This is a genomic window from Limibacterium fermenti, from assembly GCF_041902845.1.
Taxonomy (GTDB): domain Bacteria; phylum Bacteroidota; class Bacteroidia; order Bacteroidales; family Dysgonomonadaceae; genus Limibacterium; species Limibacterium fermenti.
In genome coordinates this window covers 224,199-250,327 of the sequence record NZ_CP159486.1, presented here as the reverse complement: position 1 = coordinate 250,327, position 26,129 = coordinate 224,199, and the positions used below count along the sequence as shown (strand labels likewise).

At 44.7% G+C, this 26,129-nt stretch carries 28 protein-coding genes and 1 tRNA gene; 15 read left to right on the top strand and 14 right to left on the bottom strand.

Annotated features, from left to right (window positions below; translation table 11 throughout):
- Positions 1-33 precede the first annotated feature (33 nt).
- The 3 genes from infC (at position 34) to rplT (ending at position 1,585) form a co-directional block, all read left to right on the top strand.
- Positions 34-576, top strand: coding sequence for a translation initiation factor IF-3 (gene infC, locus ABNK31_RS01145; protein ID WP_418893934.1), 543 nt, complete (start codon positions 34-36; stop codon positions 574-576).
- 366 nt (positions 577-942) lie between these two features.
- The gene (gene rpmI / locus ABNK31_RS01140) at positions 943-1,140 is read left to right on the top strand and encodes a 50S ribosomal protein L35 (RefSeq protein WP_418893933.1); all 198 of its coding nucleotides are present in this window, start codon (positions 943-945) and stop codon (positions 1,138-1,140) included.
- A gap of 100 nt (positions 1,141-1,240) precedes the next feature.
- Entirely contained in the window at positions 1,241-1,585 is a 345-nt protein-coding gene (gene rplT, locus ABNK31_RS01135; protein WP_418893932.1) for a 50S ribosomal protein L20, read from the top strand.
- A 77-nt stretch (positions 1,586-1,662) separates the two neighbouring features.
- Here rplT and ABNK31_RS01130 read toward each other — a convergent pair whose 3' ends face one another.
- From ABNK31_RS01130 to ABNK31_RS01090, 9 genes are all read right to left on the bottom strand, one after another.
- Entirely contained in the window at positions 1,663-2,871 is a 1,209-nt protein-coding gene (locus tag ABNK31_RS01130) for an alanine dehydrogenase (RefSeq protein WP_418893931.1), read from the bottom strand.
- Positions 2,861-3,403 carry a shikimate kinase gene (locus ABNK31_RS01125; protein WP_418893930.1) on the bottom strand — a complete coding sequence of 181 codons (543 nt, stop codon included), beginning with the start codon at positions 3,401-3,403 and terminating at the stop codon, positions 2,861-2,863. Before ABNK31_RS01125 ends, ABNK31_RS01130 begins: the two co-directional genes overlap by 11 nt.
- A gap of 115 nt (positions 3,404-3,518) precedes the next feature.
- A complete protein-coding gene (gene cls / locus ABNK31_RS01120) occupies positions 3,519-4,937 on the bottom strand; it encodes a cardiolipin synthase (RefSeq protein ID WP_418893929.1) in 1,419 nt (472 codons plus the stop codon).
- A 60-nt stretch (positions 4,938-4,997) separates the two neighbouring features.
- The gene (gene rsgA, locus ABNK31_RS01115) at positions 4,998-5,921 is read right to left on the bottom strand and encodes a ribosome small subunit-dependent GTPase A (RefSeq protein ID WP_418893928.1); all 924 of its coding nucleotides are present in this window, start codon (positions 5,919-5,921) and stop codon (positions 4,998-5,000) included.
- Positions 5,922-5,988: 67 nt separating this feature from the next.
- On the bottom strand, positions 5,989-6,555 hold the full coding sequence (gene frr / locus ABNK31_RS01110; RefSeq protein ID WP_418893927.1) for a ribosome recycling factor: 567 nt from the start codon (positions 6,553-6,555) through the stop codon (positions 5,989-5,991).
- Positions 6,556-6,671: 116 nt separating this feature from the next.
- On the bottom strand, positions 6,672-7,379 hold the full coding sequence (gene pyrH, locus ABNK31_RS01105; protein WP_418893926.1) for a UMP kinase: 708 nt from the start codon (positions 7,377-7,379) through the stop codon (positions 6,672-6,674).
- 49 nt (positions 7,380-7,428) lie between these two features.
- Positions 7,429-8,193: a biotin--[acetyl-CoA-carboxylase] ligase gene (locus ABNK31_RS01100; RefSeq protein WP_418893925.1), complete on the bottom strand. Its 765-nt coding sequence runs from the start codon at positions 8,191-8,193 to the stop codon at positions 7,429-7,431.
- Entirely contained in the window at positions 8,177-8,539 is a 363-nt protein-coding gene (locus ABNK31_RS01095; RefSeq protein ID WP_418893924.1) for an MmcQ/YjbR family DNA-binding protein, read from the bottom strand. Before ABNK31_RS01095 ends, ABNK31_RS01100 begins: the two co-directional genes overlap by 17 nt.
- Entirely contained in the window at positions 8,536-8,901 is a 366-nt protein-coding gene (locus ABNK31_RS01090) for a YraN family protein (RefSeq protein ID WP_418893923.1), read from the bottom strand. The genes ABNK31_RS01095 and ABNK31_RS01090 overlap by 4 nt, the downstream gene beginning before the upstream one ends.
- A 139-nt stretch (positions 8,902-9,040) precedes the next feature.
- Here ABNK31_RS01090 and ABNK31_RS01085 point away from each other — a divergent pair, with 139 nt between their 5' ends.
- The 4 genes from ABNK31_RS01085 to ABNK31_RS01070 all read left to right on the top strand — a co-directional run bounded on the left by ABNK31_RS01085 (position 9,041) and on the right by ABNK31_RS01070 (position 10,834).
- The gene (locus tag ABNK31_RS01085; protein WP_418893922.1) at positions 9,041-9,265 is read left to right on the top strand and encodes a hypothetical protein; all 225 of its coding nucleotides are present in this window, start codon (positions 9,041-9,043) and stop codon (positions 9,263-9,265) included.
- 31 nt (positions 9,266-9,296) lie between these two features.
- On the top strand, positions 9,297-9,731 hold the full coding sequence (locus ABNK31_RS01080; protein ID WP_418895452.1) for a nucleoside deaminase: 435 nt from the start codon (positions 9,297-9,299) through the stop codon (positions 9,729-9,731).
- A 226-nt stretch (positions 9,732-9,957) separates the two neighbouring features.
- Entirely contained in the window at positions 9,958-10,506 is a 549-nt protein-coding gene (locus tag ABNK31_RS01075) for an NADPH-dependent FMN reductase (RefSeq protein WP_321579003.1), read from the top strand.
- A gap of 255 nt (positions 10,507-10,761) precedes the next feature.
- Positions 10,762-10,834: transfer RNA gene (locus ABNK31_RS01070), tRNA-Phe, on the top strand.
- Positions 10,835-11,381: 547 nt separating this feature from the next.
- On the opposite strand, the gene ABNK31_RS01065 is transcribed toward ABNK31_RS01070, so the two are convergent.
- On the bottom strand, positions 11,382-12,590 hold the full coding sequence (locus tag ABNK31_RS01065) for an IS110 family transposase (RefSeq protein ID WP_418892526.1): 1,209 nt from the start codon (positions 12,588-12,590) through the stop codon (positions 11,382-11,384).
- Between the two features lie 178 nt (positions 12,591-12,768).
- Between ABNK31_RS01065 and ABNK31_RS01060 the strand changes: the two genes are divergently transcribed.
- On the top strand, positions 12,769-14,265 hold the full coding sequence (locus ABNK31_RS01060; RefSeq protein WP_418893921.1) for an RNA-binding domain-containing protein: 1,497 nt from the start codon (positions 12,769-12,771) through the stop codon (positions 14,263-14,265).
- 132 nt (positions 14,266-14,397) lie between these two features.
- Here ABNK31_RS01060 and ABNK31_RS01055 read toward each other — a convergent pair whose 3' ends face one another.
- On the bottom strand, positions 14,398-14,664 hold the full coding sequence (locus ABNK31_RS01055) for a GlsB/YeaQ/YmgE family stress response membrane protein (RefSeq protein ID WP_418893920.1): 267 nt from the start codon (positions 14,662-14,664) through the stop codon (positions 14,398-14,400).
- Positions 14,665-14,941: 277 nt separating this feature from the next.
- Here ABNK31_RS01055 and ABNK31_RS01050 point away from each other — a divergent pair, with 277 nt between their 5' ends.
- Entirely contained in the window at positions 14,942-15,079 is a 138-nt protein-coding gene (locus ABNK31_RS01050; RefSeq protein ID WP_418893919.1) for a hypothetical protein, read from the top strand.
- A gap of 20 nt (positions 15,080-15,099) precedes the next feature.
- Here the strand turns inward: ABNK31_RS01050 and ABNK31_RS01045 are convergent, their stop codons facing one another.
- Together ABNK31_RS01045 and ABNK31_RS01040 are read right to left on the bottom strand one after the other, a co-directional pair.
- A complete protein-coding gene (locus tag ABNK31_RS01045; protein WP_418893918.1) occupies positions 15,100-15,660 on the bottom strand; it encodes a helix-turn-helix domain-containing protein in 561 nt (186 codons plus the stop codon).
- 183 nt (positions 15,661-15,843) lie between these two features.
- Complete coding sequence (locus ABNK31_RS01040) at positions 15,844-15,972, bottom strand: hypothetical protein (RefSeq protein ID WP_418893917.1); 129 nt, start codon at positions 15,970-15,972, stop codon at positions 15,844-15,846.
- Between the two features lie 86 nt (positions 15,973-16,058).
- Between ABNK31_RS01040 and ABNK31_RS01035 the strand changes: the two genes are divergently transcribed.
- The 5 genes from ABNK31_RS01035 to ABNK31_RS01015 all read left to right on the top strand — a co-directional run bounded on the left by ABNK31_RS01035 (position 16,059) and on the right by ABNK31_RS01015 (position 21,814).
- Positions 16,059-17,702: an ATP-binding cassette domain-containing protein gene (locus ABNK31_RS01035; RefSeq protein WP_418893916.1), complete on the top strand. Its 1,644-nt coding sequence runs from the start codon at positions 16,059-16,061 to the stop codon at positions 17,700-17,702.
- Between the two features lie 85 nt (positions 17,703-17,787).
- Positions 17,788-19,389, top strand: coding sequence for an ATP-binding cassette domain-containing protein (locus tag ABNK31_RS01030; protein WP_418893915.1), 1,602 nt, complete (start codon positions 17,788-17,790; stop codon positions 19,387-19,389).
- Between the two features lie 101 nt (positions 19,390-19,490).
- Complete coding sequence (locus tag ABNK31_RS01025; RefSeq protein WP_418893914.1) at positions 19,491-20,489, top strand: DMT family transporter; 999 nt, start codon at positions 19,491-19,493, stop codon at positions 20,487-20,489.
- Positions 20,476-21,282 carry a threonine/serine ThrE exporter family protein gene (locus tag ABNK31_RS01020; protein WP_321579686.1) on the top strand — a complete coding sequence of 269 codons (807 nt, stop codon included), beginning with the start codon at positions 20,476-20,478 and terminating at the stop codon, positions 21,280-21,282. The genes ABNK31_RS01025 and ABNK31_RS01020 overlap by 14 nt, the downstream gene beginning before the upstream one ends.
- A gap of 7 nt (positions 21,283-21,289) precedes the next feature.
- Positions 21,290-21,814, top strand: a complete 525-nt coding sequence (locus tag ABNK31_RS01015) for a threonine/serine exporter family protein (protein WP_418893913.1) — start codon at positions 21,290-21,292, stop codon at positions 21,812-21,814.
- Between the two features lie 162 nt (positions 21,815-21,976).
- Here ABNK31_RS01015 and ABNK31_RS01010 read toward each other — a convergent pair whose 3' ends face one another.
- Complete coding sequence (locus ABNK31_RS01010; RefSeq protein ID WP_418893912.1) at positions 21,977-23,047, bottom strand: oxidoreductase; 1,071 nt, start codon at positions 23,045-23,047, stop codon at positions 21,977-21,979.
- A gap of 296 nt (positions 23,048-23,343) precedes the next feature.
- Between ABNK31_RS01010 and ABNK31_RS01005 the strand changes: the two genes are divergently transcribed.
- The gene (locus ABNK31_RS01005) at positions 23,344-25,215 is read left to right on the top strand and encodes an ABC-F family ATP-binding cassette domain-containing protein (RefSeq protein WP_418893911.1); all 1,872 of its coding nucleotides are present in this window, start codon (positions 23,344-23,346) and stop codon (positions 25,213-25,215) included.
- The last annotated feature ends 914 nt before the right edge of the window (positions 25,216-26,129 follow it).

The window sequence follows — 26,129 nt, the reverse complement described above, 5'->3', positions numbered from 1 at the left end:
TATAAAACACAGAGAAAATTTAACATCAGCTGAATGAAGAATAATCCCAGAGATTCAAAAGAACTACATCGTATTAACGAGCGAATTCGTGTGCCGGAAGTCCGTTTAGTCGGAGATAATATAGAGCAGGGTATTTATCCTACCCGTGAAGCACTACGAATGGCGCAGGAGAAAGAGTTAGACCTGGTGGAAATTTCACCCACAGCGGCTCCCCCCGTATGCAAAATACTGGATTATCAGAAATTTCTTTATCAACAGAAAAAAAGGCTGAAAGAACAAAAGGCGAAATCGGTGAAAGTCATTGTGAAAGAGATTCGTTTCGGACCTCAGACCGACGATCACGATTATAATTTCAAACTCAAGCATGCCATCAACTTTCTGGAAGACGGTGCGAAAGTGAAAGCCTATGTATTCTTTAAAGGCCGTTCCATTTTGTTCAAAGAACAAGGAGAGGTATTGTTGTTACGCTTTGCCAACGATTTGGAAGATTATGCAAAGGTCGAACAATTACCTATTATGGAAGGAAAACGGATGTCTATTATGCTCGCCCCCAAGAAAGCGGCTGCATCTAAATAAGAAACTGTTTAAATTTCTTACGAAGACTGTAATTAAACTATTCTTCGCCTTCAAAAAGTTTCTTTTTTGTATTCTTCTTCCTCTTATTTGGCTCAAATAGCCCGCTATTATCGCCAAAACGAGAAAGAACACTGCTAAAAAATAATTCTTTTTGAATCGCGAAAGAAATTTAAACAGATTCTAAGTTTTCAGCCCTTAAGAGAGCGGGATATCCAAAAAAGAAGGAAAAAGTGAGGCACTTTGAAATAAAAGCATTACATTTGCACACTTTTTCGATATTTTCATTGAATTTCATTCGGCTATTCCCGGGCGACTATGGAATAGTTCGAAAAAGTAATAATTTTTTCATTAATAAAGTATAGCAAAATGCCAAAAATTAAGACTAATTCCGGTGCTAAAAAAAGGTTTACCTTTACCGGAACAGGAAAAATCAAAAGAAAGCATGCGTTCAAAAGTCACATTTTGACGAAGAAGACCAAAAAACGGAAGAGAAATCTGACGCAGACAGGTCTGATTGACAAAGTGGACGTGAAAAACGTGAAAGCCCTGTTAGGGGTTCGTTAAGTAACGTATCGCAAACGTTCTAAACAGGTTTATTAACAGGATGTATGCTCCAAAGATCTCTGCCCGGCAGAGACGCTGACATTCAAAACAAACAAACATTATGCCCAGATCAGTAAATCATGTTGCATCGCGCAACCGAAGAAAAAAAGTATTAAAACTTACAAGAGGCTATATCGGCGCACGGAAAAACGTGTTGACCGTAGCCAAAAACACGTGGGAAAAAGGATTGACCTATGCCTATCGTGACAGAAAGAATAAAAAACGTAATTTCCGAGCGCTATGGATTCAGCGTATCAACGCTGCCGCGCGTGAAAACGGCATCTCCTATTCACAATTGATGGGCGCTTTGCACAAAAACGAAGTGAATATCAACCGGAAGGTATTGGCGGATTTGGCGATGAACCATCCGGAAGCTTTTAAAGCGATTGTCGATAAGGTGAAGTAACGATCGTTCTTCATTTAAAATAACAGAAAAGGAAGAATCCGATAATCCGGATTTTTCCTTTTTTATTTATCACCTCTTCAGCATCCCGGCAAAAACAAGCCGATATTATGCACCGGGTAATTAAAATGGTTGCCGACATAGGAATTGACCATCTTACCGCAATACATGTAAAATCCGGATGCAAAACCTCTGTTAAAACGGGCGAGATATTCCAGTCCGCCGCTATCGGTCATGGAAGAGAACAACGATATAAAGATATTGCTCAAGGCGATAGACGCCGTACGCGCGACCCTCGAGCTAAGGCTGAGTTCACAAAAATGCAACACGCCGAATTTTTCAAAAATCGGAGGATAACCGGGAAGGCAAGCCTCCATTGTCGTTTCAAAACAGCCCCCTTGCGCCATTCGCAAGTCGATAATGAGCGATCCGTTCTTCATTTCGCGCACCAGATCGGATGAAATACGGTAGAAATGGGTCTTGTTGACATATTGCATGGAGCCAATCACCACATCGGCAGAGCGGAATACATTTCTCAACACATTCGGTTGTAACGTAGAGGTATAAACCATATAGCCCAATTCGTGGCGAATGGTACGCAACTTGGAAATATCGTTATCGAATACTTTAACAAGCGCTCCTAATGCCAAAGCGGCTTTCGCAGCCATCGTACCGGCGACGCCGGCTCCCACAATCACCACTTCCGTGGGCGATACTCCCGGGATACCACCTAACAAGATCCCCTTTCCCCCGTGGGCATTGCTCAACAACTCCGCCGCCAACGTAATGGACGATGCCCCTTCTATCTCCGATATGGCCGTCACGAAAGGCGACATGCCAGTATGATCATTAAGCAGCTCATACGCCAACGCATTGATACGCTTTTCAGACATCAACGCCAAAATGGCTGAAGAGAGTTTGTGTATTTGAAGGAATGAAAACACCGTTGTTCGCGGGCGCATCATCTCCACTTCCTCCAAGGTAGGGGAAGCAATTTTGAGTATGAGATCGGCCTGGAAAACTTCTTGATGCGTTTCTACAATCTCGGCGCCCGATTCGGCATAATAGGCATCCGAATATTGTATCCCCGCTCCGGCGCCGGTTTCCAACAATACCCGATACCCGGCCTCAACCAGCAAAGCCACCGTTTCCGGAGTCAAGCCTAAACGCTTTTCCGTAGCCTCGTCTTCGCAAGGAATCCCGATAACTAATGAAACTTGCTGCTGTTCTACTTTCAGCGCCATTTCCCGTACGAAAAAAGACGTGCTTTTTAATCCGTCACTTAACATATCTGTAATTTTTAATCTGCTGTGCGATGCCGTCGATCGTTATATGCACCTGCTGTTTAGTCACCAATCGATCGGTGTAGTAAATAATTTTTGCTTCATTGTAAAAACGTTCCCGGGCCGATAAATGCGCCGAAATAAAGGGGATGAGTTCCTCGCGTGTCTTCCCGGCAATAAGCGGACGAACGGTTTTCGAAGCCTGCAAGCGGTCGGCAAGTTCCTCAACATCCGCTTTCATGTAAACGGTAGTCCCGGCATTATTCATGACAGTCATATTATCATAGAAACAAGGCGCTCCTCCGCCGGTTGAGACAATGACATCTTCAAACTCCGACACCTCGATAAGAGCCTTTCGTTCGATGGTACGGAATCCTTCTTCTCCGTTGTCTTTGAAAAGATCAGGAATACTTTTATGATATTTACTCTGAATAAATTGATCCAGATCGATAAAAGAAAGCCCCATTAATGCCGCCAGACCTCTGCCTACCGTACTCTTTCCCACTCCCATATATCCGACAATAAAAATACGCTCCATTTCTTTCCTTTTTTGTCTCCGGTCACCGGTCACTAGTCTCCGGTCTCCAGTCTCCGGTCTTCATTTGTAATTTGTCATTTGTAATTTGTAATTTGTAGTTGTCTAATCCCCTCTTTTACAGCAAAGGCGCAAACAGTCTTACCAAGGATTCGAGAAACCGCTTTATCTTCGGTCGTTTCATCCATTCCTTTAACGACACCGACTGTGAATAACGTTGATCCTCTACAAATATCTCTTTGGCTTGAGAGGCTAACGCTTCATCGTAGGCAAACGCCTCGACTTCGAAATTATGTTCAAAGCTCCGCGAATCGAAATTGACGGAGCCGAGCAACGTAAGAGAGTCGTCAAACATCATCAACTTAGAATGCAGAAACCCTTTTTCGTATAAATAGACCTTCACGCCGGCTTGCAGAATTCTTTTGATAAACGATCGCGATGCCATCTGCACCAACGGAACATCAGACCGTTTCGAGATCATAATCCTCACGTCCACCCCCCGTATAGCCGCAGCCTGAAGGGCTTCCGTCATGGGTTCGGGAGGAATAAAATAAGGCGTTTGAATAAAAATGGATTTCTTGGCTTCGTATATCGCCTGAAGAATGCCGTGTACAATTTCCCGTTCTTCTTTCAGGGGGCCGCTGTTGACTGTTTGCATCAAGACATCGCCATAATTATCCAGCTTGGGAAAATATTTCCGTGAAGTAATCAACGTTTGGCTGACAAAATACCAGTCGATAAGGAATATGGACTGCAATCCCTGGACGCCTTTGCCTTCGATGCGCGCATGCGTATCGCGCCACGGCCCCCAATCGAAACCTTCGATATAGCGATCGGCAATATTCATTCCCCCGATATATCCCACGCGTCCGTCAATAACCACCACTTTTCGATGGTTCCGATAATTGATTCTTGAGGTGATGACCGGAAGAGCCAGCTTGAGGAAAGGCTCCGCTTCAATACCCGCTTTTCTCATTTCTTCAAAAAACGATTTCTTGGCCTTCCTCGATCCGAAGCTGTCATAGATGATTCGCACCTCTACACCCTCATACGATTTCTTGACCAGCGCGTCTTTAATCCTCGTCCCTATTTGATCATCCAGAAAAACATAATAGTCGATATGGATATGTTCTTTCGCCCGGGCTATATCGGCCAACAAAGCCTCGAATTTATCCTCTCCACGGGTAAATAAAGTCACTTGATTTCCTCCTAACAAGGGGGTATAATCTAAATTTTTCAGTAAACGGATAAGACTTTCGTGCTCTTGCGGATAAACAAACTCTTCGGTCGCTCCAATTTCGTCCAAAGGCCTTTTCTTCAGCTTACTGTACATCCGTTTGGAAATAACATGTTCTTTGGTAATATCCTGCCCGAAGAACAGATACCACACGAGCCCGATGACCGGAAGAAATGCCAGAATAAGTACCCATGACACCGTCTTCACAGGGTCACGATTCTCTGAAATGATAACGATAACCACACTGATTATCGTTATCACGTAAAGAGTTTGAAGTACCAATATCAAAAGATTATTCATACAGCTTCTTTCGTATTTCCGTCTAACGGCTTCCTGCCGTTTGACACGGGGCGCGGGCGGTTACCGGTATTTTTTCTCTTTTACATCTTCCAAGATATTCAAGTAAGAGTGATACCGGCTTTCACTGATATACCGTTCCTCTACGGCTTTCAGCACGGCACAGCCGGGCTCGTTGATATGAAGACAATTATTATAATGACAGCCGGAGGAGAATCGGAAAATTTCGGGAAAGTAATGCGATATTTCCTGAATATTCATATCGATCGTCCCGAACCCTTTAATACCCGGCGTATCGATTAAATATCCGCCGCCATCCAACTCGATCATTTCCGAAAAAGTCGTGGTATGCACTCCCATCAGGTGATAATCCGATATTTTCCCGACCCTTTGAGAATCGTCTCCCTGTAATGCATTCACAAGGCTCGACTTCCCCACACCGGAATGGCCGGCAAGCAACGTGATCTTTCCTTTGATCCGGTCCCGGATTTCAGTGAGCCCCTCTTTTTTTAAGACGGATGTTTGGAGGCAGGCATAGCCTATACCGGAATATAAATCCACGAGAGCATCGACATAAGAACGGTCGTCCTCATCATATAAGTCGATCTTATTAAAAATCAAAAGAACCGGTACGCGGTAAGCCTCCGCAGTCACCAGAAAGCGATCGATAAAAACAGTCGTTGTTTCGGGATAGCGCACCGTAACGCATAAGAGGGCTAAATCGATATTCGATGCCAGGATATGGGAATGTTTGGAAAGATTGGAAGCCCGGCGCACAATATAGTTCTTCCGTTCTTCGATGTCTCGAATCAATCCCGAACCGTCAGGATTTACATCCATCGTCACCCGGTCTCCTACGACAACGGGACTTGTACTGCGTATCCCTTTCAACCGCAAGCTCCCTTTGGCTTTACACACGACATCTGTGCCGTTATCGTCACGAACCAAATAGGTATTACCCGTATTCCTTATAACCAGTCCTTTCATTGCCAGCCAAATAATCGAGGGTGCCGCTCCAAGCGACATCCTCGGTGGAAAGGCTTCTTCCCATTTGTCAAACCGTAAGAATTTCTTTTTCTTTTACGGCCAGTTTTTCCTCTAACTTTTTGATATACTTATCATGCAGTTTTTGAATTTCTGCTTCTGCGTCCTTGCCTGCATCTTCCGGATAGCCGTCTTTTACAGCTTTCTTGACTTCCTCAATGCCTTCACGACGCGAATTGCGAATACTTATTTTAGCATCTTCGGCTTCCTGCTTGGTTTGTTTTACCAACAACTTACGCCGTTCTTCCGTCAGAGGAGGAATGCCTAAACGGATCAATTCGCCGTTATTTTCAGGCGTAATGCCGACATCGGAATCGAGTAACGCTTTTTCAACGACTTTAAGCATGGATTTTTCCCAAGGCTGTATAATAATCGTCTTTGCATCGGGAACTGTGACTGTTGCAACATTCGACAGGGGTACAGTACTACCGTAATACTCCACCTTTATACCATCAAGGATATGTGGATTGGCCCTGCCGGCACGAATGCGCGAAAAATTTTCTTCCAAAAAGTCCAAGGTCAGTTGCATCTTTTCCTCGGCATCGTTCATAATTTTAGAAATATTACTATCATTCATATTCTTTTGGGGTTATATATTATTCAGGACAAAAATACATAGAATTTTCGAATTACGCCCGCATTGTTCATGCTTTTAGTTATCTCCGGGCACAAGCCGGAAGATAGCACGAGGGGTTATACATGCACGATCGTGCCGATGTTCTCTCCGTCAATCACTTTTTTGAGATTGCCGTAAATATCCATATTGAAGACAACCACCGGCAACTCATTTTCTTTACACATGGTAGTGGCCGTCAAATCCATCACGCGCAATCCTTTCGCATAGATTTCATCATACGAAATCCGTTCGAATTTCACGGCCGAAGGATCTTTCTCGGGGTCAGCCGTGTATATGCCGTCGACACGCGTACCTTTCAACATCGCATCGGCCTCTAATTCGATGGCACGGAGCGCCGAAGCGGTATCGGTTGTAAAGAAAGGATTTCCGGTTCCCCCCGATAAAATGACGATCTCACCCTTTTCGAGCGCTTCAATGGCCTTCCACTTAGAGTAGAACTCGCCGATCGGCTCCATGCGGATAGCGGTAAAAACGCGGCTTTTTTGCCCGATGCTCGTAAGAGCCGAACATAAAGCCAAACTGTTGACGACCGTGGCCAACATCCCCATCTGATCGCCGCGTACTCGGTCAAAGCCTCGTTTCGTGCCTTGTAATCCCCGGAATATATTGCCCCCGCCGATCACAATCGCTATTTGCACTCCGGTGTCTGCGACGGACTTCAACTGTTCGGCATAGTCTTCCAAACAAGCCGTATCAATTCCCTGCTTTGCATTTCCTGCCAACGACTCTCCGCTGAGCTTCAAAAGTATTCGTTTGTATTTCATATAAATTTTTATTGGTTTAATTCCGGAATTTCAAGATTGAATAATTCAATCATTGAATCATTGAATTTTCTATAAATGCAATCTCTTTAAAGGCATATATCCGCTCTTCCCGTGTATACGTTTCCACCACTAAATGCCCCGAGGGCAATACATTCTTAATCTTGCCCATAAATCGTCCTCCGGCATCTTCAAAACGATGAAACTCGCCCAAATGATACAAACTCTGTAAATAATCCTGCTCTATAAGAGAGATTTCCGTCTCGTCCAACGGATGATAATACGCGAAAAAATGATTCATGAAAGTATCGAGTATAAAATCCCGATCATACTCCATGCCGGTTATTTGTTTTAAAGATATCGGATTGGGCAAGCCTTGGGGAAATGCCGGTTCATTCACATTCAAACCGATTCCAATGATGGAAGATTCGATTTCATTGCCCTGTAAATCATTCTCAATGAGGATTCCGGCGATCTTTTTTTCCTCCCAATAGATATCATTGGGCCATTTAATACGGATAGGTGCGGCAAACTTGTCCAACGTTTCCTTCAGGGCAAGCGAAACAATACGCGAAAGAAGGAACTGTTCGTTGGCCGGAATTCCTTTAGGACGGACAAACACGCTAAAGAGAAGGTTTTTCCCCTTCGAAGAGAACCATGAATTCCCTATTTGTCCGCGCCCCTTAGTCTGATATTCCGCCACCACGAGAGAGCCGTCCGCAAGGGCGCGCCGTTCGGCCAGCAGCCTCAGATACGTATTGGTAGACATCGTTTCTTCGAGTCTAATCTTCACCACCTTTTCATTTTGTCTCCCCATAATATTCCGACTGTTGTTTCTTTGATAATTTTTTGACAACCTCTTCGACAGAATGCCGTATCCAATATTTCACTTCTTCGTCCGTCATTTCGCCGGTAAGATAAATGCAGTTCCAATACGTTTTATTCATGTGATAAGCCGGTTCTACACATCCGTAACGTTCGCGAAGGGACACCGCTTTTAGCGGCTCACATTTGAGGGATATGCATAATGTATCGGCCTCTAAGGGAATCATGGCAAACATCTTCCCGCACACTTTCATAACAAGCGTTTCATCGTCAAACGGTAAGGTCGCCTCAGCTCCTTTAATCGTCATACAATAAGCATATAATTCTTCAATATTCATACTATAAAAGGTAGAAATGCATCTACAATATGATCCAACTTAAAGGAGTGTCCGTCCCATAACACCCCGATAACGTCAAAACGGGCGGGGTTGTCAATTTCCTTAAACAGTAAATACCGCTCCGTGGCCTGTATCATGCGGCGCATACGTCTGTTGTCGATAAAGTCCTCCGGATTTCCCCATTGCAAAGAACTTCTCGTCTTCACTTCCACAAAAACGATAAAGTCGCCATCCCGGGCAATAATATCTATTTCGTAATGCCCCGACCTCCAGTTCCGGTCTAAGATACGGTAGCCTTTCGATTGCAAGAGACGCACAGCGGCATCTTCCCCCTTTTTCCCCAACTCATTATGTTTTGCCATTTTTTAATGGAAACCTGTTGATATTTTAGTGAAAATACAAAATTACGGTATTAAATCTTCTTTTTCGCGAAAATATTTTGTTTTTTTGTATTTCAAATGAAAATGCTTCTATTTACCGACATTTTTTCAAAAAGGATCGATGAGAAATAAAAAATGCAGTACTCCGAAACGTATGGGTGTACGAAACAAAAAAGCAGCTTTTATGCTGAACGAAGAAGAGTACAATCTTATTCATTTCTATTTCAAAAAATACAACATTACGAACCGGTCGCGTTGGCTTCGCGAAACCGTACTTTCACAAGTACTGAAAAAGATGGAACAAGACTATCCAACGCTTTTTGAGGAAAATGAAATGCGGCGATAATTATTGCTAATAAGAAAGGGAAAATTTCATGATACTGGATGATGCCTATTTTATGAGACAAGCCTTGGCGGAGGCTCGAAAGGCGTTTGAAGAAGAGGAAGTACCGGTGGGGGCAGTGGTGGTAATTAATAACAGAATCATCGCGCGCGCTCACAATCTGACGGAAACGCTAACCGATGTGACGGCCCATGCCGAAATGCAGGCTATTACAGCGGCAGCAAACGTTTTAGGCGGTAAGTATTTATCGGACTGCACTCTTTATGTGACGGTCGAACCGTGTCCCATGTGCGCCGCGGCGCTGCGATGGGCGCAGATTTCTCGCATTGTCTACGGGGCAAAAGACCCAAAGCGGGGATACAGCGGTTTTTCGCCGGATCTCCTGCACCCCCGGACAAAAGTCTTTGCGGGGATATTGGCTGACGAATGTGCCGAATTGATGACTTCCTTTTTCGAAAGGAGAAGATAGTCAACTCCCCCACTCCTATCGGCTTATGCGTTTGCTCACCCGTCGATTACAGTATCCCCGATTTCTTACAAGCGCCGTCCTGAATTTGAGTCTTTCGAATGAACAAAAATGTGCAGCATGCGTTTCTAAGGGGTCTATGACAATCGATAAGTCGAGAAAAAAGAACAATGCGACACTCGTTAAAAGATTACGATATTAAGAATATAAACCCTCAATAAATTTAGGTATGAGTACAAAAAAAATTGCTGTCCTTGTGGGCAGTTTACGAAAAGAATCGTATAACAAAAAAGTAGCCCTTCAATTAATTAAATTGGCTCCCGAATCATTGGATTTGGAAATTGTAGAAATCGGTAATTTAGCGCATTACTCGGAAGATACCGATAACAATCCTCCGAAGGAATGGACCGATTTCCGAAACAAAATCAAATCGGCAGACGGCTTTTTATTCGTCACGCCGGAATATAACCGGAGTATTCCGGGAGCATTAAAGAATGCCATCGATGTCGCTTCCCGCCCTTACGGACAAAACGCATGGGACGGCAAACCGGGAGCGGTGGTTAGTGTGACTCTCGGCAGCATCGGCGCTTTTGGCGCTAACCATATCTTACGCCAATCGATGGTCTTTTTAAATGTACCGATGATGCAGCAGCCGGAAGCCTATATAGGAAACGCTCATACCTTGTTTGACGATCAAGGGAATCTGACCAATGAGCATACGAAGAAGTTTTTACACAGTTATATCGACGCTTTCGCCAAATGGGTGGAAAAATTCTAAGATAAGCAGCAAGCGAGCATAAAGCCGGGTCGAAATATCATTTGATCCGGCTTTTTTTAATACGCAGCCGGATTAAACGAATCCGCAAAGCCCAATTTCCAAAATCAGAGTTACCCGATAAAGAATTATTCCGAACGTTATGCTGCGACCGATCAGCGGGACTTTAGAATAAATCGTATTTTGAGAAGACTTTTCTATTGTAAAAATTTTGTAATTGCAGAAAATGACTTATCTTTGCAATCGCAAAAAGAAAACGGTGCCATAGCTCAGTTGGTAGAGCAAAGGACTGAAAATCCTTGTGTCCCCGGTTCGATTCCTGGTGGCACCACTGAATAAAGCGCTTAAATAGCTATTATTTAAGCGCTTTATTATTTACCTATTTCAACCGTTTTTCTCATTTTTCTACTGGTTTTAAGGTTAAACGTAAACCGAGATGTAAACCAAAAAACGGTATGAATGCAACAGTGAATTTAACGATTATCCTATTCTACAACTTAGGAAGTAGATATAAAGTAATGAAAATCATCAATTTGTTGTAAAAGAAAGCCCAATTTCATATTAAAGCATACGAATTAATCCTCGAACTATTTGTATCTTTCTTCTATAAATTCCCCCCATATTCAAAGAAAAATGGAGCTAAATAGAGAAAGATGTTTGGATACAGGCATAAATCACCCTACCCACAAGGTTGCAGGCAAAGACGCGGTGACGCCTTCCGATATGCGATTTTCTTCTGCGGGCTTGTCTTCTCTTATTGGGAGCAGCATTAACCCCGGTCTGTGTTCTTGAGGTCGTTTCAGGGACGACTGTGACATTGGCCTATTTGTAAACGGGGTCTTGAGCCACCACAAAGTTACCCGGCCTTTACGCTTGTATTATAGATTAATATTCAGTATGTTCGCTGTTTTTTCGTACTCCTTCTTGTAATATGCGAGCCGGGCTTTCATCTTCACCGGATCGTAAACAGGGGCCAGCCGGGGATCGTATTGCCTGGTGTGCTTGAGCACGTTCCATATGACAACGAGCAGTTTCCTTGCTATGGCGACCAGAGCCTTTTTCCTTGGCTTGCGCATGGTCATGCGTTGGAACTTTTCCTTGAAAAACGAACCCTTCGACCGGGAAGCCGCCCAGGAGACCTGTACCAGGATCGAACGCAGGTACTTGTTGCCTTTGGTGGTAGCGGTGCTCTTGTATTTGCCGGCGCTTTCATCATTCCTCGGGCGCAATCCCGCCCATCCGACAATCTTGCCGCTATTTTCAAAGACACTCATATCCCCACCCGTTTCGGCTATTATGGTCATCGCCGCTATCCGGCTTATTCCCGGAATGGTTTGTAAAAGATTTACCGGCAACGCAAAATGTAGGCCACATATCCGCTCCATTTGTGACAGACATTCCGATATCTGCAACTGGTATATGTCATACTCCTGTTTCGCCCAGGACAATTCCTGGCGGTGGTGCGCCCTGATATTGCCCCTAAGGGCCTCCTTTAATTTCCCGCTCTGCTTGTTTTTCCTGTTCCCGTACACCAGGCTTACAAGATAGCCCGGGTCTGTCCATCCGGCTATCAGCGCCTCGACGATACCCATGAAACTTTTCGTGCTGATACTGCTCAGGCAACTGCTCGCCCGGATACCTGCCTTTACCAGGATGGCGTCCATACACGTCAGCACACGGGTCACCTGCTGCCTGAGCTTGCCGTATTTGCGAGAATAGACCCGCAACTCCTGTATCAGGGGAGCAGGAACGAAACTGCCGCGCATCATGCCCTTGTGCAACAGGCTGGCTATCCACTGGGCATCCTTGATGTCGCTCTTACGACCCGGCATCTGTTTGATCAGGTACGGGTTGACAAGCGTCAACTTGAACCCCATCTCGTAGAATATGTCCCACACGGCAATCCAGTAGATACCCGTGCTTTCCAGGGCCACCTCCTCCACCTCTTCCGACTGCAGGTACTCACCCATCGAATAGATTGCAGGGGTCAGCGTTGCATATTCTTTCACTTGAGAATGACTCTCTCCATTGTAGATTGCACAGAATATATTATCTTTGTGCACATCTAAGCCACATACTTTTTTCATTATTGAATATTTTAGTGGTTAATGATCTTCAAATATAGAGAAAGTTGTGGCTTATTTCAAATCAATGTGTAAAACCGGCCCAAACGGACTCAAACAGAACACTCAATTTTTATGGGTCTGTGTATATGTGTATACTTTTATGTATATTTGTAGCAAGCAAGATAGATATATTGTAAACATGATTACCCAGCAAAAAATACTTCAACTCCTCGCTGATACTGAATGTCATAGAGTAGAGCGGACAACGTCCAAAAATGATATGGATAAGTTTTGTCAGGCGATATGTGCTTTTTCCAACGACCTTTCGGGTGATGGAAAGAGTGGCTATTTGATGATCGGTGCCTATGATAACGGAGAGTTGAGTGGATTGAAGGTAGATGATACCTTATTGCTGAAGATTGCCAATATCCGAACGGATGGAAATATTCTTCCTCAACCGTTGATGACTGTTGAGAAGTTTACTTTTGAAGGTGGAGAACTGCTTGTTGCTGAAGTTCAGCCGTCTGAATTTCCTCCGGTACGTTATAGAGGACGTGTTTGGGTGCGTGTTGGACCGCGGAAAAGCCCGGCTTCCGAAATGGAGGAGAAAATTTTGACTGAAAGACGATTGTCGAATGTTCGCACGTATGATGCTAAACCATGTCTTGGTGCTTCGTTGAAAGATTTAGATATATCGCTTATCAAGAAAGAATTTCTGCCTAAAGCGGTTGCGGAAGATATATTGGCGGAAGACAAACGTTCCATAGAGGAACAATTAGCTTCGCTTGGCTTTTTCGATTTGAGGTATAATTGCCCTACTGTTGGTGCAATTGTTTTGTTTGGAAATAATCCGGAGAGACATGTGCATGGTTCGTATGTTCAGTATGTACGTTTCAAAGGAATAGACCGGGCAGGCGATATTATTCATGAATTTAAGTTTGACGGAAATTTATGTAAATCACTTCCGAAAATAGATACATTTATCGAAACGAGTGTATCGACTAAGCGTCCTATTCCGGTGAGTGTTCTGCGGGAAAAGATTGTCTCCACCTATCCTTATTGGGCGACTCGTGAGCTTTTAATGAACGCCATCATGCACCGTGATTATGATTCGAATTCCCCTATTCAGTTTTATGAATATGACGACCGAATTGAAATTCAAAATCCGGGAGGATTGTATGGTAAGGTCAGTCCGGAAAACTTCCCCAACGTAAGTGATTACCGGAATCCATTTATTGCAGAAGCAATGAAAGTTTTGGGATATGTGAACCGATTTAGTAGAGGCGTCTATCGGGTTCAAAAGGAATTGAAAGAAAATGGAAATGGAGAAGCCAAATTTGATTTCTCTTTGCGTACCGCTTTCAGGGTAGTGGAAAATATATCAAAGAAGTATTTCGAGGAAGGTTTTGGAGCTGACAACCCGGAAAATACAAAAAAAGCACAAAGAAACAATCAAGAGCAACCAGAAAACAACCAGAAAACAACCAGAAAACAACCAGAAAACAACCAGAAAACAATAAAAGATGAAATAGTTGAACTCATCAAGGAGAATCCGAACATCACTCGTAAAGAGTTGGAAAATCTTTTAAACCGAACTCCGAATAGTATAAAATACCATTTGGAGCAACTAACAAAAAAAGGAATAATCAAACGAGAAGGTTCAGACCGAGTCGGCAAATGGATCGTAATTGAATAATTCGATTCCTGGTGGCACCACTGAATAAAGCGCTTAAATAGCTATTATTTAAGCGCTTTATTATTTTTATAGCCTTTCAATTCGTCGGTTGTTTTTCGGGGAATTGACGGTGCCCTTCCTCCTTTGCATGAGTCAAACGCCGGCACGATTGTCACGACGACTAAACAGGTTAAGCACCCACAGGAAAAAAACAGCCCCTACCAGCGATAGGATCAGCACGCCTATGATGCCGCCGAAGGTTATCCCCATCAAACTGAAAACCAAGCCGCCTACGATAGCCCCTCCCAGCCCCACAATTAAATTCACGAGGAGACTGAATCCCCGCCCCTTTATGCTCCGGCTGGATATAAAACCGGCGATGATACCGATAACAATTGACCCAATAATTTCTAAATCCATGTTGATTTGTTTTTAATTTGTTTTGTTTCTTCTTTTCCGACCGTTATCCCTTCAGCTAGAGTTCCAAAAGGACAAGCTGTGCGCTTTCGTACCTGCGCGAAGGATGCTTTTAGATGATGCGATGTATAGCAAAAGCGGGGCGGTTGCATGATTAAAACAATTGCGCTACGGATAGTACCGGCGAATCTGTAAAAGATGTAAGTTATTTTGTTTTTTGTGTAACGCAACCTAATAAAATAATTTTCATCTTTGTCTTTCATGAATATATTGAAAGAATATGTCGAAAGAAAGTAAAGGAAAAGATAGGACTGACAAGAAGTCACCTCAAAAGAATTTGAAAGAAAAACGAGCGGAAAAAGCCAGTAAGCGTGCCGAAAAGAATCGGAAAGGATTGGATGAGCTGAAAATGAAATAACGAATAAAATCTCCGGCTATTTACAGGTTCTCGATGTTAATATCACGTTTTTGGCCGTGTGTTTTATAGAAGGATAACGTGGTGCCGGTCATCTTTTTAAACTGATTCGACAGGTGCCCGATGCTACTGTAATGCATTTTGAAGGCGATTTCGGAGAACGTCAGTTCGTTGTATTCGATGAGTTCCTTCACCCGTTCTATTTTATGGGAAATCATGAAATGCGTGATGGTAATGCCTTGCGACGCTGTAAACAGGTTGGAGAGGTACGTATAATTGAGATTTAATTTGCGGCTCAGATAAGCTGAAAAAGGGACTTTCAGGGGCGTACCGCAATAATAGATCGATTCGATTACGGTTGTTTTTATCTGTTCCACCACCCTGTCCTTTTTATCTTCTATCAGTTCAAGGCCGGTCTCATGCAATAGCCGTTTCAACCGGGCTTTCTGCTCTTCGGTTATATCCTCGCGAAGTTCGGCCATCCCCAAATCCACCCTAATGTATTGGAGCCCCATCCTCATTAAGGCTTGCTCGACAGCCATTTTGCATCGCCGACTGACCATATATCGAATATAAATTTTCATAATGCCACCCTGTCTCTGCTTTTACAGAAAAGAACCGATGAATTTTTTTATTCTTGCTTTTTGTGAATCGGTTTATACACACATCAGATCCTGCGAGAAGTGGTGCAGATAGAGAGAGAAAAAAAATAAATCCCTGCATTATAAACACGTAACGGTTCCCTATTGTTCCAAACAGTTTACATTTCATTTATCCACCTGCGATTTCATCCGGTCGCCGGAATGCGGCAGGTGCCGGCAGAGCCGCAAGGCCGGTACCCGGCTTCGAAAAGCGACCGGCAAGGCAGGAGTTTGATGCGATACCCCGAAGTTCATCCCCAAAAACCATTCATATCATAGAAAAGTAGTATATTTATGCCGCAAAAAGAAGTCAATGACCCATACATATAGAGAGACAATCGATGGATTCGAATCAAGAGAGCGCTTCACGGTGGCTGAATAAGAAAATAGGAGAGGCGAAAGGCGCTTATGGCTTGGCGTCGGCGTTTACGCTCTTAAGCGCAGGGTGCTTTGTCGTTTTTTGCCGGTATTTGTCGCAATTCGCCGCATGGTGGTTGAACGACGGACAAATCGCCCCCATGCTGCTGCTATACGCCTCGGCCTTTTTGGCTGGCAGATACCTGTTGGCCTACTTCGCCTCACAGTTCAATTATAAAGCCGGAAACCTCATCGTATCCAGAATCAAGAAGAATCTTTACCCTATACTCCTCAACAACAGTCAATTAGACTCCACCTCAAGCACGTTATACGTCACCAAAATCAGCGACGACCTGAAACCCTATTTCGCCTTTTTCATCCCTTATTCGATGGCATCCGTTTTGGTCAGCGCGCTCTTATTGGTCATTAGTTTTTGGCTGGAGAAATGGGTAGGTATCATCCTGTTGGTTTCGTTGCTGGTCATCCCCATGCAGATGATTATTATAGGGGTCGGCGCCGAAACGCTTCACAACCGGCACATCAATCTGTTCCTGAAATATTCGGCCGTGTTTTACAATCGCTTACAAACCATCGCCGAAATTGTCAATCTCGACAACTTCAAGCCGCAATACCGCTTTTTGTCGAAAAAAAGTAAAGCCCTAAACAAGGCCACGACCAATGTCATGCAGGTAGCCATCTTGTCGTCGGCCGTGCTGGAATTGTTCGTCACGATTTGCATCGCCGCCATTGCCATTTATTTAGGCATGAGCCTGCTGGGCATCATGCCCGGCCCCCATTACGGAAAAGGCTACAACTTTCAGACCGCCCTGTTTCTACTGACCCTCGCGCCCTACTTTTTCTTTTATTTGCGCAAATTTGTCAGCGCCTACCACGACCGCAACCGGGCGCTGGCCTCGGCAAACCGGCTTATGCCCGTACTGAACGAGCCTCCCAAAGGGACGCTGACCGACATGGACGAACCGCTCGACCGTTTTGACATCGACGGCCTGAGTTTTGCCTATCCCGCTTCGCCGGTGAAGGTTTTACACGACATCCGTTTGCGCTTTCCGCAGAAAGGATTGGTGTTGGTGAAAGGCATTTCGGGTTCGGGAAAATCGACCTTATTAAAAATCTGCGCCGGCAGTTTGTCGGCTCAAGAAGGCGTGGTTTCGGTAAACGGAAAAGACAATGCCCGGTCGCGTGAATGGCTCAAGGCAAACTCGTCTTACATGAATCAATTCCCTTTCATCTTCGACGGAACGCTTCGCTACAATGTCTTCCTCGAAAAAAAAGCGAACGCCGGCGAGCCTTATCCGGATTTTCTAACGAAGATTCTGGCAAAAAAGGATGACGGCTGGCAAACCGAATTAAGCCACAACGGCAAGCAGCTTTCGGGCGGAGAAAAACAATTGGTCACGTTGGCTCGAATGATGCTTCACCCCAAACCGGTCGCCATTTTGGACGAACCGACGGCAAATCTGGACATGGGTACGATAGAAATTATTCTTCCGCAGATTATGAAATTAGCCGAGACCCGGTTGGTGATCGTGGCCTCCCACGAAAAATTGTTCGATACTGTTGCCGACGCTATCGTGAATTTGAATTGGGGGGAACAGATGAGCAAATGAGCAGATAGGCAAATGAGCAAATGAAATTAAAGGTCTAAAGACCGGTGACTGAAGACTGAAGACCGAAGACCGAAGACAAAGTGACATGAACAGATTTATTATAAAACAGATATTGCAACCTTTTGCCGGCAGATGGCTGGGAGGATTTTTGCTGCTGGCGCTATGGACGGTGGCGTTTGTTGCCTTGCCGGCTATTTCGGGATGGTTCCTGGCCATTTGCAGTGTCGTCTTTATCACGGCGAACACCGCCTTTTCTTACCTGATTCCGTCTGCCATCATCCGTTTACTGGCGCTCTTCCGCACCGCCACACGCTATTTCGAACGGTTGGAAAATCATAAAACGACTCTCGATGTCCAGCAAAGCCTGCAATTAAAAATATTTCAATCCGTGGCCCGATTCCCCTATTTCCGAAAACAAGTCAACAATAATTCTTCGTTGCCCGAAAACAGCACGCAGGGTGTCGACCAGATATTAAACCACATCCTCTTATGGGTTTTACCCTTTGCCGCACTCATCGTGTCGCTTATCCTCTATTTTTTCTTCCTGATGGTGTTTTCGCAGGTCATCGCCATCGAGTTTTTGATTTCGTCGTCGCTTTTCCTGTTTATCATTCCGCAGCTATTTTTCCGCAACAACCGTAGACTTTACGAAAAGTTGAAAACGTCCCGTGAAGAAAATAATCAGATGCTCATCGAGAGCTTCCGGGGCCGGATAGAAATTTCGAAATATCATCTCGAGGAAAAAGCTATCGGTCAATACGAAGAACGACTGCAGCAACTCGAACGAGTGGAAAACAAACTACAAACCCAGTCATTCCGGCTGCAACTCGTCGGCGGCCTGGGGATCAGTTGCATCGCCTCGTTTATATTATGGAGTTCCGCCAACCGGGGAATCGACGCCCCGTTGGCTATCGGAATATTCTTCGGTATCATGGCGCAAGCCGAATTGGCGGAGATGCTTTTTTCGGGAAAATCGGAAAAGAGTTCGGTCGCCCGTCAAATGAAAGACATCGACGCGATTATCAGGGAAGGCGAGCAACCGGTCGAACCCGTCCGCGTCCATACCGCTTTGGAGAAACTGGTTATCAACCGGGTAAGCGCGATAATACCCGAAACGCCTGTGCGTACCGCCGAACTATCGATGGAGATAAAAAAGGGGGATTGGATTGCCCTTTTCGGGGAAACGGGCAAAGGAAAAACCACCCTGCTCAACAGTCTTTTTTATCCCGAATACCGCCGCAGCGGCTCGCTGACGTGGAACGGCGACACGGACTTGCCTCATTTGCCCGTTCCCGAATGTATTTACGTCACCCAAAAAGCATACTTGCTCACCGGTACGCTGCGTGAAAATTTCGAAGGATATCCCGACGAAGCCATCGAACAAGCATTGCAAACGGTTGATTTGGCCGGCTGGCGTTTAGCTCTTCCCCACGGGCTGGACTCCTGGTTAGGAGAAAACGGCGAAACCTTAAGCGGCGGGCAGCGGAAGAAGCTGCTGCTGGCTCAGGCGTTGCTCAAAAAGCCGCAACTGTTAGTGGTAGACGAGCCTACCGCCGGCATCAGTTCCGAGAATGCCCTGGCTATTTTCCGGACTATCAAGCAACAATATCCCGATATGGCCATTCTGATAGCTACGCATCTGAGAGATTTCGAAGCGGTGGTAAACGGCAAAATAGAATTGGTTTGATTCCCGCCGGCCAACCGGGCATATGATTCACCTCGAATCACCGGAAAAAACATTCTATTCGGCAGGAAATATCTATCTTTGCGCGTAATTTTTTTTAGAGTATGACCGTAAAAGCAAAAGGATATCTTTTGGGAGCAATTGCTGCCGCTACTTATGGAATGAACCCGCTGTTCGCCCTTCCTCTTTATCAGGAAGGAATGACCCCTGACTCGGTGCTGTTTTTCCGCTATCTTATCGCCATTCCTATTTTGGCGATAATGATTAAAGTGCGGAGGCGCAATTTCAAGATAAAGCGAAACGAGATTTTACCGCTTGTCATCATGGGCCTTTTGATGGCCTTTTCTTCGCTCGCTCTTTTCCAGAGCTACAACTATATGGATGCCGGGATAGCCTCCACCCTACTGTTTGTGTATCCCATCCTCGTAGCGCTTATCATGACGGTATTTTTCCGTGAAAAGATAACTCTTCTGACGGTCTTATGCATTGTGATGGCTTTAGGCGGAATCTTTTTATTGTATAAGGGCGGAGACGGGACGACACTCAGCCTCACCGGGACGTTACTGGTAATGGCGTCATCTTTATCGTACGCGATGTATATCGTAGGAGTAAACCGCCCGCAACTGAAGAATATAGCCACACTCAAAATCACTTTTTATGTGTTGCTCTTCGGCCTTTCGTTATTTCTGGTTCGGGTCGATTTCGGACAAAGCCTTATGACTCCGCCTAAATGGCACCTGTGGTTCAACCTTTTGGCTTTAGCGGTTTTCCCCACGGCTATCTCGTTTCTTTGCACCACCGTCGCCATTCAATATATCGGTGCCACATCGACGGCTATACTGGGAGCTTTGGAGCCCGTCACGGCGGTTTTCTTCGGCGTGACTGTTTTCGGAGAGTCGCTTACGCTGCGCATCGTATCGGGAATTTTGCTGATCATCGTGGCTGTAACGCTCATCATTGCCGGCACCAATATTCAAACATACCTGGTGCGTTTCCGCAAGATGTTTCCGAAACTTCCTCCAAAGCACACACCAATCAGAAAAAAACAGTTATTTTTGTTCGGTCGGGACAAAACAATAAACGAAAAGCATGACGGAAGATAATTCAAGCAAACAATCGCGGCTCACGGCAAAACAATTTGCCGAATTCGCGCTCGATGTGGGAACCTACTTACTGGCTTCCGGAGCGCACTCGGGACGGCTGAATACCAACATCAAAAGGATGGGCGAGGCATGGGCTTTTGAGGTTCAAATCAATTCTTCTTTCCGGGGATTGCTCGTCTCGGTGCAAAACAAAAAAGATATCAGAGACTCGATTACCCTTTTCAAAGAGCCGCCGCCACACTCTGTTCATCTCGCGGTATTGACCGATGTCAGCCGGATGTCGTGGAAAGTATACGAGGAGAAACTCTCTTTCGAAGAAACGGAGAAAACTTTCCAGTCCATTAAACAGAAAAAGCATTATCCCCCTTGGCTCATCTCCCTTGCCGTGGGCTTTTCGTGTGCCGGGCTTTGTCTTTTGGCAAAGGGCGATTATTGGAATGCGGCGGTAGCTTATTTAGCAGCGTTCGTAGGATATTTCTTTCAGCGGAAAGTATCGGAATGGCATTTCAATGCCATGATTTCCATCGGCATTGCCGCCTTTATCAGCACCCTCATTACCGGCTGGGGATACCGGCTCGGCATTGGAAGCAATCCGGAAGCGGCCATGGCTACGGGGGTGTTATACCTGATCCCCGGCGTTCCTCTGTTGAATTGCGTCATCGATTTGATAGAAGGGCATCTGTCGTCCTCTGTAAACCGGATATTATTTGCCGGCTTTATTCTCTTATGTATTGCCGCAGGCATGACCCTGAGCATCGCTTTATTGGGAATCGATCATTTTGAATTGATATAAATACGATATGGATCTATTATTGGCCGTTATAGCAGACTTTGCCATTGCGTTTGTCGTCGCTTTTTGCTGGGGCATCCTCTTCGGCGCTCCTAAAAACATATTAGTGGTTGCCGGATTGTTAGGCGGAATGGGACATTGCATCCGTTTTATATTGCTTCAATTGGGTTTCCAACTGATCGGCTCGACGTTGGCCGGTTCTGTGCTGATCGGATTAGTCGGTATCTGGACGGCACACCGGGTGCATAACCCGCCGGTGGTGTTCACGATGCCGGCCTGCATTACGATGATCCCCGGAATGTATGCCTACCGGACGATGCTGGCGGGAATCAAACTGACGGACTGGAATACGGTAGCGGCAGAGGGCGAAGGGCTTCTCAACACCATGATGCATAACCTTATGCTCACGATGTCTTTATTATTTACGCTGGCCATCGGCATCTGCATTGCCGCGTTGCTTTTCCGCAAATCCACCGTAAGGGATATTTCCCTTTCCAACACATTGAAACGATTAGGGCACATCACAAAAAAATAATAAGGGACTTATTTGCCTGGGTATTACCCGCATAAAATCACCGATACGCAATCTGCACGCCCTTTACGCTTCTGAATCCTCCCTTTGGTTTTCGACTCTGCCATCTTGGTGATTGTGGAAATTGAAAAAAGGGTGATGGAGTGAGGAGTTCCCGGATATTTATCAGAACTCGTTTTCCAGAGAAATCGTTTTCTTCTCTTGGCTGCTTTGGAACGCCAACTCGATAATACGAATGACATTACGGGCCTCCTGGGGCTTGACAGCCAATTCGGCTTCGCCCCCTATCGCATCGCGTAGATTGATAAAATAATCCCGGTAATCGCCCTGTTCGCTCTCTATTTTCCCTTGTATCTTTACCCCTTCATACTCAACGTTAATCGTCCCCCAAATACTTTCCGGTTCGCGGCCCCAATCTTTACCTTCGGGGATAGCCCCGCCGTCGAGCGTCGCCTCCTGCACGTCGAGCCCGTATTTGACAAACGATCCGTTGGTACCGTGCACCATATAGGTAGGGCCGGGAATACGGCAAATCATTCCCGATTTTAAAGTTGCCGTAAAGGTTGGGTAATGCAACCGCACATCGAAGTGGTCATCCGCTTCCGCCCACGGGCGTTGGGAGTTGATCTCCGCAGTAACGGCCTGTGGTAAACCGAAGAAATAGAGCGTTTGATCGATCAGGTGCGCGCCCAAATCGTAAAAGATGCCCGAGCCGGGGAGAGGCTGTTCGCGCCAAGCTCCGTTAGGTCGTGCGTCTCGGCGATAGCGGTCGAAATGGGACTCAAAATCGGTCACATCTCCCAACAAACCACTATCGAGCAGTTTCTTCACCGTTTTCGTATCGCTGGTAAAGCGCCGGTTATGATACACGGTTAATATCAAACCCTCCCGATTCGCAATTTTTATCAACTCGTCAGCTTCAGCAGAAGTTACGGTAAAGGGCTTTTCTACAACAACATGTTTGCCGGCGAGCAACGCTTCCCGTGCCCAATAAAAATGTTGCGTATTGGGTGAGGTAACGATCACCAAATCGATTTCAGGATCGGAAATAATTCCTTTCCCATCGGGAACAACCGCCGTGACGGGATATCTTCCCTCTATCATCTTCCGACGGTCGGCATTGCCCGTACTGATCTTTGACAATTCATAGCCATCCACCACATCGATAAAAGGTGCATGGAATACTCTTCCGGATAATCCGTATCCGATAATACCTGTGCGAATGATTGTTGACATAGCTTTTCACGTTTATAAGTCTGTTTATTTACAATGCCAAATATAGGAATTAAATTCTATAATCCAGCCCTTTCGCGATAAAAATGCTCGCGGCCGCCGGTCATCAGTCGCCAGTCGCCGGTCTTTCGACGTTAGACCTTTGACTTCATTTGCCAATCTCTTCATTTACTAATCTACTAATTTGCTAATTTGCTAATCTGCTAATTTGCTAATCTGCTAATTTGCTAATCTGCTAATTTGCTAATTGACCAATCTGCTCATTTTTTTTGTGTATTTTTGTACAAAAATTCTCTCTTATGGCAAATCCATTATTACAGGTTGATACGCTCACCAAAAGCTTTGGCGACCGTCTATTGTTTCAGGATATTTCTTTCGGTATTTCCGAAGGAGATAAAATCGGATTGATTGCCAATAACGGATCGGGAAAAACAACCCTGCTCAACATTCTCGCCGGAAAAGAGCCTTACGATGAAGGAAGAATCGTTTTCCGGAATAGTATCCGCGTTGCCTATCTGGAGCAAGATCCGGTTTTCAATCCCGATCAAACGGTGCTGGAGGCTTGCTTCAACCATCAAAATGAAATCGTAACGGCGATAGCACGATATGAAGAGGCCCTTGCATCCGACACGCAAGAAGGCTTGCAGGATGCGTTCACTCAAATGGATTTATTAAAGGCTTGGGATTATGAGCAACGCATCAAGCAAATTTTGGGAAAGTTGAATATCCATCGGCTGAGTCAGAAAATGGGGGAATTGTCGGGAGGCCAGATAAAACGAATTGCGTTGGCAAACGTGCTTATATCCGAGCCGGATTTGATTTTGTTGGATGAACCGACGAACCACTTGGATTTGAATATGGTGGAATGGTTGGAAGATTATCTCTCAAGAAGTGCGATAAGCCTGCTGATGGTAACGCACGACCGCTACTTTTTAGATCGCGTTTGCTCCAAAATATGGGAGTTGGATTCTTCCGGTTTGTATACCTATGAAGGCAATTACTCTTATTTTCTCGAGAAACGCGAAGAACGCATCTCTGCCCGCAACGCCGAGACCGAACGTGCGAAAAATCTGTTAAGAAAAGAATTGGAGTGGATGCGCCGCCAACCGCAAGCGCGCGCGACAAAAGCCAAATCGAGGATTGATGCTTTTTATAAACTCGAAGATAAAGCGCGCGCTCAAAAACAGGAAGATAATCTCCGATTAGCCGCAAAGGGCTTATATATTGGAAATAAAATCTTTGAAGCCCGCCATGTGACCAAACATTTTGGTGATCTCTGTATTACGAAAGATTTCAGCTATGTCTTTTCCCGTTATGAAAAAATGGGGATTGTCGGCAATAACGGAACGGGGAAATCGACTTTTATAAAGATGCTTTTGGGAGAGATGGAGCCCGATAGCGGAGATTTCGATATTGGAGAGACCGTGCGCTTCGGATATTACAGTCAAGACGGTCTCGAATTCGATAATCAAGCCAAGGTAATCGATGTCGTAAAAGATATTGCGGAAGTAATCGATTTGGGTGACGGTACACGCTTAACGGCTTCCCAATTCCTCCAACACTTTTTATTCGCTCCCGATAAACAACACAATTATGTGTATAAGTTAAGCGGAGGAGAGAAACGCCGGCTATACTTATGCACCGTATTAATTAAAAATCCCAATTTCCTTGTATTGGATGAACCGACCAACGACCTTGACATCGTCACATTAAGCATATTAGAGGATTATTTAGCGCAATTCAAAGGATGTGTGATCGTGATTTCGCACGACCGGTATTTCATGGATAAAGTGACGGATCATCTTCTGGTTTTCGACGGTAAGGGCGTTATTACAAACTATCCCGGAAATTACACGCAATATCGTGAATGGAAATCACAGGAAGATCAAAAACAAGTCGAAAGTGTAAAACCCCGCACCTCCGATCCTCACACCTTCAAACCGGCTTCACCGTTAAAGAACAAGCTGACATTTAAGGAAAAGAAGGAACTGGAACAGTTGGAAAAAGAGATAGGACTCTTCGAAAAAGAAAAGGGCTTAATCGAAGAAAACCTTTCTTCGGGCACCTTGCCTTCGGATAAACTCATCGAAGCGTCCACCCGCTACTCCGACCTGTTAACCCTTATCGATGACAAAACCTTCCGTTGGATGGAATTATCCGAACGATTGTAATACGGAAAGGAAATCTCGGGCGTCGTTCCAAGCGACACATTCGGTAAACCCCTTGGTATCCCGGCCCGATAAACAAAAAAGCCGACTGTTAAGCCGGCTTTTATTATAAGATAGGAGTCCTTATCATTTCGCACACATGGCGGAATATAATCAAATGAATGCAATCAAGATTGGTTTCAAAAAATCAAAAACACACAAACCATGAAGTTTATATATTTTTGCCAACCATACTTCAGAATATGAATACTCCCCAACACGTCTAAAACAGCATGCATATCCGTTAAAGCAGTCCTAAGAAGTCTATTATATATCAAATTGATGGGATCAATCATTATTTGATAGTATAGTCATACACATTGTGAAGCAGAATATGCTCTATTCGTCGGTTGTTTATGAAATCTATATTCGCCTTTATTATATAAAAACAGAGGGACTATACATTCACTTTTTGAAACGTAAGCAACAACAATTTTCAAATGAGAATCGTCGTACTCCGAAAAGCCGTTACGTAAAGTTCTTTATAGACGGATACATGAAACTGTTTTCTAAAGTATAAATTCTCTTGAGGAGAAGAGGATAAGCACTTTGCTAAAAACAACTCCATTTTTCCTTTAATCGAAAATAAGGAAACATGTTCCAAGTCGAAACTTTTACATAAAATCCTTTTTATCGATCTTATCCAAAATGACTTTCCGCTTAGATGAAATCGTAAAGAAACAAAATCATCTAAAACTTTTCGGTCTTTTTCCAATCCTTCAAAATCCCAAACCATCAGGAAGAAATAAAAAGAAATTCGGAATGGTTGCATGGCTCTCTAACCATAGCCTTCATTCAAAAGAGAGAAAATTCTTTTTTAAGGAATTCCGTATCTTAAAAGGAAGAACTATCATTATCCGCACATCTGATTCTATTAA